Below are 15,134 nucleotides of genomic sequence, written 5' to 3'. Positions count from 1 at the left end.
GGGTAAATGAAAATAGCTGAGCGCTAAGAGCAAATTATATGAAAGTAAATAGGCACTTTAGCCTTACCTTTATCTTCGGGTTTCCCGCGGTGATCGCGACGATGCTGCTTGGCTTAATCGGAAAGAACCATTTTGATTTGGTTAAAAAAGACATCGACAGCGAGTTCCATCGTATCGAAGAGGTGTTCAAAAGAACCACAAAAGTGGTGACTGCTCTAGATTACAGCTTCTCCAACTACTATAAATCCGGAAACCCTCTCTTTCTCGATCACAACAAACAAGTTGTGGATGGGCTTTGCCAAATCTGGCCTATTGATGTGCTACTCCTCGCGGACGGTAAAACTTCAGACATTCCTTCTGTCGATATCGACTATATGCTGGTCGGCCAAGAATCCCTTTGTTCCGAAACCAGTGATAGCTACAAGAGCGCCTCAGAAAAGATAGCTCTAGCTCCTATTCTTTCATTTTTATCTCAGCTTGATGAATACCACGACGGCGTGCACTTTATTGATACGAGTGGCTATGTGATCTCTTCGCCGGAAGATTTTGCCAAAGGACTCAGTAAAGAGCTGCTCTCGACTATAAAGAGTCGTCCTTACTGGCAGAAAACTGCCAACAACCCTGACCAGCTCACGCTCTCTGGCCCTGGTTATCGCTTTGATTCCCTTGACCGCATGATCAGTATGACCATCCCTGTATTCCATAAAGGGGTTCACCAAGGGATGCTGTCGGTAGATATTAATGCTGGCAGGTTGCTTGAGAATTCTAATGGGCATCTGGCTGGTCGGATAGATATTATCGATACTACTCGCTCTGCGCCGATTGATAGTGCGGCTTTCTACCATGAGATTAACCTAGAAGGTGTCGCATCCCATCATGCCATGTATTACGAATTGGATTTTGCCAAAGAAGTGGAGCACTTTTTTCTCTACGAGAAAGACAGCCTTATTGTTGCCATCATAGTGTATCTATTCTCTGTAACCATTTTCTTTTACGTCAATTCCAATATAGAACGTGGTTACTTCAAAGATCTCGCAGCCAAAGACCCTATGACAGGTTTATTGAATCGCCGCGGGTTAGAAGCATTCTGGCGTAATGTAGAGCACGATCAACTGTTTGCCTTAACTGTATTTGATATCGATGATTTTAAGTTAATTAACGACACCTACGGCCACGACAAGGGTGATGATGTGATTCGTTATATGTCACGTCAGATAAGTAACAGTGTACGAAGCAGTGATGTTGCAGCACGGTTTGGCGGAGAAGAGTTCGTTGTTTACCTGAAAGGTGATGACCGTGATACGATGATTAGAACGTTACAGCGCGTGAAAGCTGCAGTTTGCAATAAATCATCAGATATCGTCCCAAATGGCTTTACGATTTCTGGAGGCGTCTGCATTGTGGAAACAAAGCAGAGTAAACTTAATTTCGATGAGATATTTAAGTACGCTGATGAAAAGCTGTACGTGGCTAAGACGGCGGGTAAAGACCGTCTCGAATTTTAGCCACACTGTTGAATCGTTAAGCGCCTCATCTTAAACAGGTTGGCGGCGTTCTTCTTGATAACGTTGAAGACGCTCTACAATCGGTGGCGCTTTCTTGAAAGTACGAATTTCTTTAAACAGTTCGTTCGCTTCAGGGTAGCCTTTACTTAAATAAACAAACCACTGCTTCACTCTATTGGGGTAGTACATACCTTTGTCCCCTTTAATTTGAAACTCTGAATAGCGCAGCAAAAGTTCAATGACTTTATCCCACGGCATTTTCTGGTGGTTGTGCTTAACGACGTTACCAAGGTTTGGAATATTGAAAGCACCACGGCAGACCATCAATGAATCGACGCCTGTAGCTTCTATGCAATCTTGACCATCTTGATAGTTCCAGATTTCCCCGTTAGCAATCAGCGGTAGAGAAGTTTTCTTTCTTATTTGATTGATGTAATCCCATTTAATTTCGCTGGCTTTATAGCCGCCAACTTTGGTTCTTGCGTGCACGGTGAGTTCGTCAGCTTTAGCTTGTTCGATGGCATCGACAATTTCAAAGCACTCTTCCGGATGCTCCCAACCCAATCGAATCTTTGCGGACACAGGAATGTGCGCGGGTACCGCTTCTCGGCAGGATTTGATCACTTGATAGATAAGCTCTGGCTCTTTGAGCAGTGAAGCTCCACCATTACTTTTGTTGACCGCCTTTGCTGGGCAACCAAAATTAAGATCAATGCCTTTAGCACCTAAATTGGCTGCTTGAAAGGCATTTTCGGCCATCCAGTTTGGGTGTTGCCCTAGAAGCTGGAGGTGGATTGGTACACCTGCCATGGTCTGAGAGCCTTGATGCAGCTCAGGGCAAATACGGTGGAACACATGTGGAGGAAGAAGTTGATCAACGACGCGCACAAATTCTGTTACACAGAGATCGTAATCATTAATCTCTGTGAGAATTTCACGCATTAGATGGTCTAGAACGCCCTCCATAGGGCCAAGTATTACGCGCATGTTGCTTTACCTAAAATGAGTGGCCGGAAACTGAGTGAACCGAAAAATTCGAGGCGTGATTGTACGGCGTGTTAGTTAGATTGTCACTAAGGAGCGGTGTTCGCCATTTCTCGAGTTACTCTTACTTCTCCGGTAATTGGTGAATAATAGAGAATGGGTAAACGTTCAGAGCTTGTAAAGCTTGGAGTGTAGTAGTAATAGCATTCGGGTGTTCCAGTATACCAACTAACAATGGCTTCATCAGAAGGCAAAATAAAGCCAGTATCGTATTGAGAACGAGCGACCAAATCAGAATCAATCAAAGAGTTCCAAAGTGCCACACATTGGTCACCGCTAACTTGTGGAGTCTCAACTGGCGGAGTATCAAGAACTGAGATTGGAAACCCAGTTGCTGACGGATATACATCACCTTCACCATAATTCACCACTTGATCAAAAGTAGGCTCACCATCGACAAGCCATTGCGAGTGATACATATCGATACTATTTCTAAATGCTGAAAACGCACCTTGTGCCAATGCTTCATGAGCATCCCGCTGAACACCAAGAAAACGAGGCGCAGCGGTTATCGCTAATACACCCAAAATAACGACCACCACAATAAGTTCGAGTAATGTAAAACCTTGGGACTTTGATTTCATGATGAATACGCCTGTATGTAACTGAATGTTTCAGTGGGCGTTTTACACCCAATATTCTGATTATCAAAGCGAAATAAGTAAAATGTCGATGATATTTGAATAGCAATGGTTTGCGTAAGTTTGTTTGCGAGAAAACAGAGGAAAGTGGTTGGCGACATCTTGGTGAGTATGGCGTTATAATATCGAAAATGCCCAATATCCAGAGCTTTCATGACATATCAATTATTAAGCCTACCAGAATCAATCACAGATATTACTCCGCAGTTTATGGAAGGTGCAATCCTTGCGTCTAACTTAGCGACAAAGCCACTCGATCCTGAAGAATGGATTGCTATCGTAGCGCCCGAAGCGGGTAAAGAGCTGGTAACAACGGTTACAGAACAGATTAACCGTCAGCACAACCTGATTCAGCGTAATGAATATTTACTGACAGACGTCTTGGCTGAAGGTGACTTTAACGAGCAGTTCGCCGATTTTTCTGAAGGCTTCATGATGGTTTGGCCAACAGTGGAAGAGCAGTGGCAGAGCGTGACCGTTGCGGATGGCACTTTGCGAATGTTGCAAGCGCTCCTAACAACGTTGATGTTGGCGATTGATGAAGAACAAACTCAACAACAAATGATCGCTGCAGGGCTTACTAACCCACCATCGCTTGCCGATTTAGTGGGTCAAGTCGATCTGATGATTTCAGAAGTGGCTATGGCAGCGGATGAAGCGATGCTGGGCAATAAATCCCAGAGCGTGAACCCGTTTAAAGATATTGGTCGAAACGACCTGTGCCCTTGTGAGAGTGGTAAGAAGTTTAAACAATGCTGCGGTAAAAACAGCTAACCTCGGATTGTTGAGTAACTTAGCTTGAGTGAATAACAGACTTTCTTTAAGTGCCCAAAATTTAAGTAATAAAAAAGTCGACCTTTGGGTCGACTTTTTTGTTTTTGAAGATGATGAGCTAATTGTTAGTCATTCTTTGATTTAACGAATTGAGAAATCACTACAAAACCGAAAGCAACTAAGTTACCCGCGAAGATAATCACAAGCCATTGTGGCATCGAAAGTTCTAAGAACTGCCACACAACCTTGCTGCAGTCGCCGTAAGCCTCAAACATCCACGGAGCCCATTGGTTTAAAGGTGCCCAGCTTGGGAAAGTCACGAACAGATCACAAGTCGCAAAAGGAGACGGATTAAACTGGTAGTCAACATGTTCTAAAGCCAGCGTCAAACCTTTGTATGCGCCAAACCCCCAGCCAGCAAGGCCTAACCAACGTGATATTGGGTTATGAGGGGCGATAGCACCAATGATTGCAGCAACACCGATAGCAAGCATCGCAACGCGCTCATAGATGCACATTACGCAAGGGCCAAGCATCATCACGTGTTGGAAGAAGAGAGCGCATGCCTCAAAAAAGACAATAAAAGCCAGCAGTAAAAGCCAAGATAAACGTCCCTTAGAGAAGTCTTTAAGCATTGCAAAAAAGTTCACGAATTTAATCCCGTCTATAAAATAAAAAAGCCCTGATTACTCAGAGCTTTTTATCTTGGATAAGTTTCCTAATCAACTAATATTTTTGATTAGTTAGTTATAGTTATTGTGGTTTGCGACACAGTGTTTAGCTTAGTGACCACCAGAGATAACTGGAGCGACGACTTCACCAGTGCGTTGAATGATCCAACCAGCATCGTAGAACCATGCTGTCATTGGCTCTACGAAGAACACAATGCCTGCTAGGCCAACCAGTGCCAATACGATGGTGTATGGCAGCGCCATGATAACCATGCGACCGTAAGACAATCGAATTAACGGAGCAAGTGCTGATGTTAATAGGAATAGGAATGCAGCTTGGCCATTTGGTGTAGCAACAGAAGGTAGGTTAGTACCAGTGTTGATAGCAACAGCAAGTAGGTCAAACTGGTCACGAGTGATAATGCCTTCAACCAGTGCAGTTTTCACTTCGTTGATGTAAACCGTACCTACGAATACGTTATCTGAAACCATCGACAAGATACCGTTGGCAACATAGAAGAGTGCGAGCTGTGCGCCTTTATCTTCAACGTGAAGTACAGCATCGATTACTGGCTTAAATAGAGCTTGGTCGATGATTACAGCAACAACCGCGAAAAAGACGGCAAGAAGTGCGGTAAATGGCAGTGCTTCTTCAAAGGCTTTACCCATTGAGTGCTCTTCGATAACGCCAGTAAATGCCGTTGCCAAGATGATCACTGAAAGGCCAATCAAACCTACTTCAGCGACGTGAAGCGCAAGGCCAACAATCAGCCAAACTGCGATTGCACTCTGAACCCATAGTTTTGCTACGTCTTGCTTTGTACGGTTTGCACGTTCTTTGTTGTCAAACTCAACTAAGATTTGGCGAACGTTATTTGGCAGTTCTGCACCGTAGCCAAACACTTTGAATTTCTCGACAAGTGCACAAGTTAGAATACCGCAGAAGAAAACAGGCAGTGTTACTGGCAGCATACGGATGATAAATTCACCGAACTCCCAACCCGCTTGCTTAGCAATTACTAAGTTTTGTGGTTCACCTACCATGGTCATTACGCCACCCAGTGCAGTACCAACACCGGCGTGCATAAGTAGTGAGCGTAGGAAAGCACGGTAGTTTTCTAGGTCTTCACGAGTTAGCTCAGAGATCTCTTCATCATGAGTATGATCGTGCGCAGATGTTGTGCCTTTGCCCGATGCAACTTTGTGGTAGATAGAGTAGAAGCCTACCGCAACGCTAATAACTACAGCGATTACTGTCAGCGCATCTAGGAAGGCAGACAAAAACGCTGCAGCGACACAGAAAGCGACAGAGAGTAAGATTTTTGATTGGATGCCGAGCAGGATCTTCGTGAAAATGAACAGAAGTAGTTCTTTCATGAAGTAGATACCAGCAACCATGAATACAAGTAAGAGTAATACTGGAAGGTTTGCTTGTAGCTCGTGATAAACCATTTCTGGTTTGGTCATGCCAATGGCGACGGCTTGAATTGCCAATAAGCCACCCGGCTGAAGAGGGTAGCACTTTAGAGCCATAGCTAGAGTGAAAATAAACTCAACCACCAACAGCCAGCCCGCAACAAATGGGTCAACTAGGAAGAAAACAAACGGGTTGATGATTAAAAAGGAAATGATGGCAAGTTTATACCAATCAGGAGCTTTACCAAGGAAGTTCTTGATAAAAGCGTTTCCGAGAGACATCGGCATGTTAATACTCTTTTATGTTGATTATGAATAGACAAGCAATACAACATTTTGAGAATCGAGCTATAGAAATTGTTAAAAACTATAACTAACAGTGACTTAGAAAAACTACATTCCATGTAATGTTCTGTGGTCTTGCCAAGTCACTCCCTTAGAAACTCAAGCACTGCTTATTTTTGAGCGCAACTCTACTCTTAGATAACATTTAGTCAACAGGAAAAGCCCTGTAGCCCTAAAAATACCTCTTTTTTGTTGAGAAACGCGATCAAAGTAGCGCAAGCATACCACTTAAAATGTGATAAAAACCGACTAGAATCAATATTTCAGCGAAATGATTGAAATTTACAGAATAACGACGGTTTATATATGATTATTACAACTTAATATTGCAAATTAATAACTTTGAAAATATGACCAATCTCGTTGATTTAAAAGAAAATTTGTTGTGTTAATGATTTGTTGAAATGGTAGTTTGTAGTCGCTTGCTTTCTAAATCTAGGGTGCAAAGGTGTGCTGAACTTTAGAGTTTTAACTCTACTGCTATTTTGAGTGAGTAAAATTTTTGTGGGTGTTTCCGCTAGGTGTGAACTAGTGGTATGATGAGTAAATTAGAACAGAATAATTAAATTGGATTGAAGTGTAGATGGTCATTAAGGCGAAGAGCCCGGCAGGATTTGCAGAAAAGTATATCATTGAAAGTATTTGGAATGGCCGTTTCCCTCCAGGTTCTATCTTGCCCGCAGAGCGTGAGCTTTCTGAGCTGATTGGTGTTACACGTACTACGCTTCGTGAAGTACTACAACGTCTTGCTCGCGACGGTTGGTTGACAATCCAACACGGCAAGCCAACTAAAGTTAATCAGTTTATGGAAACCTCAGGTCTTCATATCCTAGATACGTTAATGACGTTAGACGTTGATAACGCAAGCAAAATGGTAGAAGACTTGCTTGCTGCGCGCACGAATATCAGCCCGATCTTTATGCGTTATGCATTTAAAGCAAATAAAGAAGCTTCAGAACGTACGATCAGTAACGTGATTGAATCTTGTGAAGCGCTACTTGCGGCACCGACTTGGGATGAGTTCTTAGAATCATCGCCATACGCTGACAAGATCAAACAAGCGGTAAAAGAAGATTCGGAAAAAGATGAAGCGAAACGTCAGACGATTTTAATCGCGAAGACTTTCAACTTCTATGACTACATGCTTTTCCAGCGTTTGGCATTTCACTCAGGCAACCAGATTTACGGCCTGATCTTTAACGGTGTGCGTAAACTGTATGACCGTATCGGTAGCTACTACTTCTCTAACCCAGAAGCACGACGTTTAGCGATGGACTTTTATAAAGAGTTGTTCATTATCTGCGAAAGTGGCGAGCGCGAAACTTTGCCATTAGTGATTCGTAACTACGGTATCGCAAGTGCGCAAATTTGGAATGAAATGAAAACGACATTGCCAACGAATTTTACAGAAGACGACAGCTAAGTCACAGGTTTACTATTGTAGTCCCTGTTTAGTCGGTGGCGTAAAGAAAACGAAAAAGCGGCGAGATAATTCAATTATCTCGCCGCTTTTTATTGATAGTTGCTAGAACTTACCAGTGGGGCAGATACTTACCTATAAATAGTAACTTATCTATGAGTAGCAACTTACCCCGCAAACTCTTCTGAGTCTGGGCGGTTGGTAAATTGCACACCGTTTAGAAAATCGCAAAGTAGTTGGTCTTCACACACTTTGTAGTTTTTGTTTTCTGGTTTGCGGAAGTAAGCACCGATTTCGTACTTGCTCAAGCTAATGCCAACCACTTCTAGTACGTCCAAAACATCTTCCGCTTTCATGTTTAATGCAATTCGAAGCTTCATGAAAATCATGTTGTTAGTCAGTGCAACTTCAGGTTTAGGTTGTTCGCCTTCTTTTTTACCACGCTTAAGGTTGATGAAACCATTTAGGAATACTGCTAACTCTTTATCTTTCATCTTAGAGCATGACTTGTCGTTGTCGTCTTTTAGCCAGTTAATCACTTGGTCATGAGCAACGGTTACATCAGCTTGTTCAATTGCTTTGATGATTTGTGCATTTTTAAGGTTTAGTGCGTGTTGAATACGACGCAAGATTTCGTTGTTAGTCACTGGGGATTCCTAAAAAGGGTTTTAGAGTAAAGAGGTGTTGGTTAGTCCATTATCGTCGACAAACCAATTTCTACTCTACATAGCATAGTTGACGGCGACTCTAACAGAGAACGCTTATTTTCGGTAGATATAAAAAATCCCCAATGCTTATTAACTCTTTCAAGTTAAAAGTGCATTAGGGATTTAGTTATGAGTGCTAGTTATCTGACTGAAATCAGAATTACATTACACGCATACCAGGTTGAGCACCTTCGTGTGGCTCAAGGATCCATAGGTCGCTGCCGCCAGGGCCCGCTGCTAGGATCATGCCTTCCGACATACCAAACTTCATCTTACGAGGTTTTAGGTTTGCTACCATTACGGTTAGCTTGCCTTCTAGCTCTTCAGGTTTGTATGCTGACTTGATGCCAGAGAATACTTGGCGAGTCTCACCACCGATGTCCAGCTGGAACTTCAGTAGTTTGTTCGCTTTTGGTACTTCTTCACAAGAGATGATACGAGCGATACGCATGTCTACTGCTGCAAAGGCATCGAACTCAATCTCGTCTGCGATTGGTTCTTTGTCTAGCTCAGTTTGACTTGCTTGTTCTTTTTCAGCTTCTGCTTTTTCTTTCGCTGCTGCTTCAGCGGCTGCATCTTCTTTAGAAGACTCAACCATTGCTTCCACTTTCTTAGGATCAATACGGTTGAATAGTGCTTTGAACTTAGTGATCTCGTGATCAGTTAGTGGAGTCGCAATCGCTTCCCACGTGAGCTCTTCGTTTAGGAAAGCTTCAGTGCGAGCTGCAAGCTCTGGCATCACTGGTTTCAGGTAAGCCATCAGTACGCGGAATAGGTTAATACCTACAGAAGACACTTGTTGAAGCTCAGCTTCTTTGCCTTCTTCTTTTGCAAGAACCCAAGGTGCTTTTTCATCGATGTACTGGTTAGCTTTATCCGCTAGTGCGGTGATTTCACGAATAGCACGGCTGAATTCACGAGATTCGTATAGCTCACCGATACGCTCAGCGGCAGCAACGAATTCGTTGTAAAGCTCTGGTTCTGCAAATTCAGCAGCTAGCTTGCCTTCGAAGCGCTTAGTGATGAAACCTGCGTTACGAGAAGCTAGGTTAACAATCTTGTTTACTACGTCAGCGTTTACACGTTGAGTGAAGTCTTCAAGGTTAAGGTCTAAATCATCGATACGGCTGTTTAGTTTCGCAGCGTAGTAGTAACGCAGACACTCAGGGTCTAGGTGGTTTAGGTACGTGCTCGCTTTGATGAATGTGCCTTTCGACTTAGACATCTTCGCGCCGTTTACTGTTACGTAGCCGTGTACGAATACGTTGTTTGGTTTACGGAAACCTGCGCCGTCTAGCATTGCTGGCCAGAATAGGCTGTGGAAGTAAACGATGTCTTTACCGATGAAGTGGTAAAGCTCAGTTGTGCTGTCTTTCTTCCAGTATTCATCGAAGTTTAGATCGTCACGCTTGTCACATAGGTTCTTGAAAGAAGCCATGTAGCCAACAGGTGCGTCTAGCCATACGTAGAAGAACTTGTCTTTTTCGCCTGGGATTTCAAAGCCAAAGTAAGGTGCATCACGTGAGATATCCCATTGTTGCAGACCAGACTCAAACCATTCCTGCATTTTGTTTGCAGTTTCATTCTGTAGAGAGCCAGAACGAGTCCACTCTTTAAGCATGCTTTCGAATTGAGGTAGGTCGAAGAAGAAGTGCTCAGAGTCTTTCATTACTGGAGTTGCGCCAGAAACCGCTGATTTAGGGTTAATCAGTTCAGTTGGGCTGTATGTCTCACCACAGTTATCACAGTTATCACCATACTGGTCTTCTGACTTACACTTAGGGCAAGTACCTTTTACGAAGCGATCTGGTAGGAACATCTCTTTCTCAGGATCGAAAAGCTGAGAAATAGTACGGCTAGAAATGAAGCCGTTCTTTTTAAGTTCTAGGTAGATGTGTGAAGCCAGTTCACGGTTCTCTTCGCTGTGTGTGCTGTGGTAGTTATCAAAGCTGATATCAAAGCCAGCGAAGTCTTTTTGGTGCTCTTCACTAACAGCAGCGATCATCTCTTCTGGCGTGATACCCATCTGTTGAGCTTTAAGCATAATTGGCGTGCCGTGAGCATCGTCAGCACAGATGAAGTTTACAGTGTTGCCACGCAGACGCTGGTATCGAACCCAGATATCAGCTTGGATATGCTCAAGCATATGGCCAAGGTGAATAGAGCCGTTAGCGTACGGAAGCGCACAAGTTACCAAAAGTTGTCTTGGATCAGTTGCCATACTTAATAATTCGCTTTTTTGATAGGTATAAATTTGAGAGGTAATACTACTTTATAACGTGTGATACGCCAAGGTATCAGACAAAGGATTCCCTTAGTTTTTTAGGGGTTCAGTCTTCATCTCGTGGGTGATAGCATAAATAAAAAAAGGAGCCCCAATGCGTAACTTTACTTCTAAGCAAGATTTCTGTTCATGGTTGAATGAGTTCGAGTCACCAATCCTCATCCCAGAGTGGGCGCTACACCAAAATATTGTCTCGGTTGATCCGCGTGGATCATTTGTTATCACCTTACCTTTTGCTGCTAATCAGCTCGCGGTTGAATTGGAACAGTGGATCCACTCTCAGATTGAACAACAACTTGTTAGCGCTTTTCAGTTTGAAGTAAAAGTGAAGCCGTCTGCGCTGGAAACCACTGTCGCGACGCCATTGAAGGGGGTTAAGAATATAATCGCCGTGACGTCGGCAAAGGGTGGGGTGGGTAAATCGACGACGTCAGTTAACCTTGCGCTTGCGTTATCTAAGTCTGGTTCAAAAGTGGGTTTGTTGGATGCGGATATCTACGGCCCATCAGTGCCTATGATGCTCGGCCAGCTAGACGCAAAACCAGAAGTACAGAACAACAAATGGATGATGCCAATCGAAGCACATGGCATTTTCACTCACTCTATTGGCTATCTTGTGTCGAAAGACGATGCGGCAATCTGGCGAGGCCCAATGGCAGCTAAGGCTTTGGGGCAGCTTGTTAATGAAACCGTATGGCCAGAGTTGGATTACCTTGTTATCGACATGCCACCTGGTACGGGTGATATTCAACTGACATTGTCACAACAGATCCCAGTGACAGGCGCGGTAGTGGTGACTACACCTCAAGATTTGGCATTAGCGGATGCGCGTAAAGGCGTAGCGATGTTTGATAAGGTGAGTGTGCCAGTCGCAGGCTTAGTTGAAAACATGAGCTATCATATTTGTAGTCACTGTGGTGAGAAAGAGCATATCTTTGGTGCTGGTGGTGCTGAAGCCATGTCAGAAGAGTTTTACCTCGATATTTTGGCACAGATCCCTCTTCATATTGATGTGCGAGAAGACATCGATGCAGGTTGTCCGACGGTGATTCGTCGTCCAGATAGTGAACATACACGTCATTACTTAGAGCTTGCTGAGAATGTGGCTGCGAAGATGTTCTGGACCGGCAAGGCGAGACCAGAAGCGATTAACTTCTCGATGGTTGAATAAAGTTAGCCACTCTTAATGTCGTGTAAATCGTGTTGGATTAGATAAACAGCGGTTGGATTTAGGCTGATAGCCATTGGGGTTGTGCAAATAGTTGTAGGCAAGTTATTTGAAAGCAAACGATTGTCTTAAGTAAATGTATTAAGATCATCAATTCGACTGCAATTAGCTAAAATCGCGACTAGAATCTATGTGCTTTAGCCCCTATAATCAGGCGGTTTATCTCTTCCCACCACCAAACCATATCGGGTGCAAAATTAATGTCTGATAATAATCAATGTGTCATCGTAGGTATCGCTGGCGCTTCAGCTTCAGGAAAAAGTCTGATTGCTAGTACAATTTATAATGAATTGCGCGAAAAAGTAGGCGACCATCAAATTGGTGTTATCACGGAAGATTGCTATTACAGCGACCAAAGCCACTTGAGTATGGAAGAGCGTGTTAAAACTAACTACGATCACCCAAATGCACTAGATCATGATCTTTTATGTGAACATCTACAGCAGCTAATGAGTGGCAACTCCGTAGAAGTTCCTGAATACAGCTACACAGAGCACACACGTACTTCTGAAACGACTACACTTACTCCTAAGAAAGTGATCATTTTAGAGGGTATTCTGCTTCTAACAGACCCGCGTCTTCGTAAACTAATGCACGCAAGTGTGTTTATGGATACACCATTAGACATCTGTCTACTACGCCGTGTTAAGCGTGATGTAGAAGAGCGTGGTCGTACAATGGACACTGTACTTAAGCAATACCAACAAACAGTACGTCCAATGTTCATGCAGTTTATCGAGCCTTCAAAACAACATGCAGACATCATCGTTCCTCGTGGTGGTAAAAACCGTATTGCGATTGATGTGCTAAAAGCGCACATTGCGAAGTTGTTGAAGTCTTAATCGAATAAAATTTTGCCTAAGTGACTCACTTAGCTTTATTTTTTACCGAATCAGTGGCACTTTTATAGTGCCACTTTCTTTTGGAATCTAAGCAAGGAATATGCGGATGAAGAAACTACTCATTTTCATAGCTGTACCAGTGTCTGTTGTCATTGCAGCAATTCTGGCACTAGTGCTGTTAGTGAATCCCAACCAATTTAAGCCATTAATTGTCGAACAAGCCCAAAAACACACTGGCCTAGAGCTCGTGATCGAGGGCGATATCAGCTGGCAATTCTTCCCATCTATTGGCTTTGAACTTGGTCAAACTGAATTACGTAACCCAGAAGGGTTCACTCAACCAAATCTATTCAAGGTTGATACCGTTGGCGTTGATGTTTCGGTTACTCCGCTATTTAGCAACCAACTAGAGATCGGCAACATCACTCTAGACGGTGCAGAATTTTATTTAGAAACGCTTAAAGATGGTCGCAAGAACATTGATGCGTTAACACAAGCGTCAGCGCCTCAAGAGTCTGAACCAGCTGCAGATACCAATACTGAATCAGCTCCAGCACCTCAAGAACAAAGCGCAACGGAAGCATCTGGTTGGACGATTAACCTAGCAGGTGTCACTGTATCAAACGCACTGTTTGAAATGGACGACAAGCAAGCGGGTTCATTCACTAAGTTATACGATGTGTCTTTGAACTTATCTGAGTTCGCTGTGGATACATGGACAACGGCAACCTTCGCCGCTTCTGGTGAAAACAATCAACAGAAATTCTCTGCACAAGGCAGTGCAGAATTCAAGTTAGCTGAAGGCTTCGCAAGTTACGCACTTCGTAATATTGACTTAAACGCTAAGTTCAATGATCCATCGACGTCGATTGAGTCAGCAAAAATTGGCTTGAATACGTTTGAGTTCGATAAGGTAAACCAACTGACTTACGCTGTAATCGGTAACGCGGCTGGCCTTGACCTTGATCTTAAAGGTGGCGGTGAACTTACTGTTGATAGCGCGATTTCAAAAGTAACGCTGAACAAATTAACGTTAGACTCAACATTCAAAGGCGACACGCTTCCTCAGTCTCCAATGAAAGTCGACATGCTGTCTGACTTAAGCTTCGATCTTAACAAGAGCCACCTGAGCTTTGTGTTAGAGAAGCTACAAGCTAACGCTATTGCATTAGATGGTAAAGCAGACGTAACCCTATCTGAAATACCAAAGGTTCGTTTCTCTCTTCATAGCCCGAATATTGATTTGGACGAGTTCCTAGGCTTAGGCAATACAACAGAAACAGCGAGCACTGCTCCTTCTGGTTCTGCTGGTGGCTCAACGTCAAACTCTGGTAGTTCAGCTCCAGCTAAAGAAGTGGAACCTGATCTGTCGGCTCTGAAAACGTTAGACGTGAAAGGTGACATCACGATTGATAAGTTCAAGGCGAACAACGCGAAAATGCAGAATGTTAAAACGGCATTTTCAGTTAACCGCGGTGTGGCTGAATTGACTTCATTCACATCGAATCTTTACCAAGGTTCTATTTCAGCTACGGCTAAGCTAGACGCTCGTAAAACACCGGCGACTTACACGGCTAAGAAGAAAATCAAAGGCGTGAAAGTACAACCGTTACTGATTGATGTTGCGGATAACGATATGCTGGAAGGTACGGGCAATATCGATGTTAATGTGAAAGGTAAGAGCCTGACTCCGACGGGTATTAAGAAGAACCTAGTTGGTACTATCGCGATTAACTTTGAAGATGGTGCAGTTAACGGCATCAACGTAGCTCAACTGATTCGAGAAAACTACGCTAAGATCAAGGGCGAGAAAGTTGAAAGCACAAATGAAGCTCAAAAAACGGACTTCAGTGCAATGAAAGCGACGCTGAAAGTGGATAAAGGTTGGGTTTCAACTACCGACTTATCAGCACAGTCGCCATTGTTACGCGTGACAGGTCAAGGTAAAGCAAACTTCATCAATGAAACGGTCGATTTCCTGGTGCGTACATCAATTGTGGGTTCACTTGAAGGTCAGGGCGGTAAGAGTATTGACGATCTGAAAGATGTGACAATCCCAATTAAGGTAACTGGCCAGTGGGCTGACCCGAAATTCGCACTTGTTTTTGATGATGTGTTGAAGCAGAAAGCACAGAAAGAAATTGACCGTGGTGTGAACAAGCTAACGGACAAGATCAAAGACGAGAAAACTAAAGAAGCAGTTGATGGTTTATTGAAAGGTTTCTTTAACTAAACGTTTTTAACTCGTATATAAAAG

General features: G+C 43.4%; 12 protein-coding genes. 6 read left to right on the top strand and 6 right to left on the bottom strand.

All coding sequences use genetic code 11. The features are described from left to right. Positions 1-38 precede the first annotated feature (38 nt). Positions 39-1,505 carry a GGDEF domain-containing protein gene (locus FTW16_RS19805; RefSeq protein ID WP_146492232.1) on the top strand — a complete coding sequence of 489 codons (1,467 nt, stop codon included), beginning with the start codon at positions 39-41 and terminating at the stop codon, positions 1,503-1,505. Between the two features lie 30 nt (positions 1,506-1,535). Here the strand turns inward: FTW16_RS19805 and dusC are convergent, their stop codons facing one another. Both dusC and FTW16_RS19795 read right to left on the bottom strand, forming a co-directional pair. After that, on the bottom strand, positions 1,536-2,492 hold the full coding sequence (dusC, locus tag FTW16_RS19800) for a tRNA dihydrouridine(16) synthase DusC (protein ID WP_146492231.1): 957 nt from the start codon (positions 2,490-2,492) through the stop codon (positions 1,536-1,538). Between the two features lie 86 nt (positions 2,493-2,578). Beyond that, positions 2,579-3,133 carry a prepilin-type N-terminal cleavage/methylation domain-containing protein gene (locus FTW16_RS19795; protein WP_146492230.1) on the bottom strand — a complete coding sequence of 185 codons (555 nt, stop codon included), beginning with the start codon at positions 3,131-3,133 and terminating at the stop codon, positions 2,579-2,581. A 210-nt stretch (positions 3,134-3,343) separates the two neighbouring features. Between FTW16_RS19795 and FTW16_RS19790 the strand changes: the two genes are divergently transcribed. Further along, a complete protein-coding gene (locus FTW16_RS19790) occupies positions 3,344-3,964 on the top strand; it encodes an SEC-C metal-binding domain-containing protein (RefSeq protein ID WP_061018518.1) in 621 nt (206 codons plus the stop codon). Positions 3,965-4,089: 125 nt separating this feature from the next. Here FTW16_RS19790 and dsbB read toward each other — a convergent pair whose 3' ends face one another. Together dsbB and nhaB are read right to left on the bottom strand one after the other, a co-directional pair. Next, positions 4,090-4,599, bottom strand: a complete 510-nt coding sequence (dsbB, locus tag FTW16_RS19785) for a disulfide bond formation protein DsbB (RefSeq protein ID WP_048617897.1) — start codon at positions 4,597-4,599, stop codon at positions 4,090-4,092. A gap of 147 nt (positions 4,600-4,746) precedes the next feature. After that, positions 4,747-6,339: a Na(+)/H(+) antiporter NhaB gene (nhaB, locus tag FTW16_RS19780; protein WP_146492229.1), complete on the bottom strand. Its 1,593-nt coding sequence runs from the start codon at positions 6,337-6,339 to the stop codon at positions 4,747-4,749. 640 nt (positions 6,340-6,979) lie between these two features. On the opposite strand from nhaB, the gene fadR reads away from it, so the two are divergent. Continuing rightward, positions 6,980-7,819 carry a fatty acid metabolism transcriptional regulator FadR gene (gene fadR / locus FTW16_RS19775; RefSeq protein WP_060982306.1) on the top strand — a complete coding sequence of 280 codons (840 nt, stop codon included), beginning with the start codon at positions 6,980-6,982 and terminating at the stop codon, positions 7,817-7,819. Between the two features lie 164 nt (positions 7,820-7,983). Here fadR and FTW16_RS19770 read toward each other — a convergent pair whose 3' ends face one another. Further along, positions 7,984-8,463: a DUF1456 family protein gene (locus FTW16_RS19770; RefSeq protein WP_010437231.1), complete on the bottom strand. Its 480-nt coding sequence runs from the start codon at positions 8,461-8,463 to the stop codon at positions 7,984-7,986. A gap of 220 nt (positions 8,464-8,683) precedes the next feature. Next, on the bottom strand, positions 8,684-10,744 hold the full coding sequence (gene metG, locus FTW16_RS19765; protein WP_146492228.1) for a methionine--tRNA ligase: 2,061 nt from the start codon (positions 10,742-10,744) through the stop codon (positions 8,684-8,686). A 157-nt stretch (positions 10,745-10,901) separates the two neighbouring features. On the opposite strand from metG, the gene apbC reads away from it, so the two are divergent. The 3 genes from apbC to FTW16_RS19750 all read left to right on the top strand — a co-directional run bounded on the left by apbC (position 10,902) and on the right by FTW16_RS19750 (position 15,110). Next, entirely contained in the window at positions 10,902-11,978 is a 1,077-nt protein-coding gene (gene apbC, locus FTW16_RS19760) for an iron-sulfur cluster carrier protein ApbC (protein ID WP_009848619.1), read from the top strand. A gap of 257 nt (positions 11,979-12,235) precedes the next feature. Continuing rightward, positions 12,236-12,877, top strand: coding sequence for a uridine kinase (gene udk, locus FTW16_RS19755; RefSeq protein ID WP_086712923.1), 642 nt, complete (start codon positions 12,236-12,238; stop codon positions 12,875-12,877). 106 nt (positions 12,878-12,983) lie between these two features. Beyond that, complete coding sequence (locus FTW16_RS19750; RefSeq protein WP_146492227.1) at positions 12,984-15,110, top strand: AsmA family protein; 2,127 nt, start codon at positions 12,984-12,986, stop codon at positions 15,108-15,110. The last annotated feature ends 24 nt before the right edge of the window (positions 15,111-15,134 follow it).

Source organism: Vibrio sp. T20, from assembly GCF_007858795.1.
Lineage (GTDB): Bacteria > Pseudomonadota > Gammaproteobacteria > Enterobacterales > Vibrionaceae > Vibrio > Vibrio satsumensis.
This window is presented reverse-complemented; position numbering and strand designations above follow the sequence as displayed.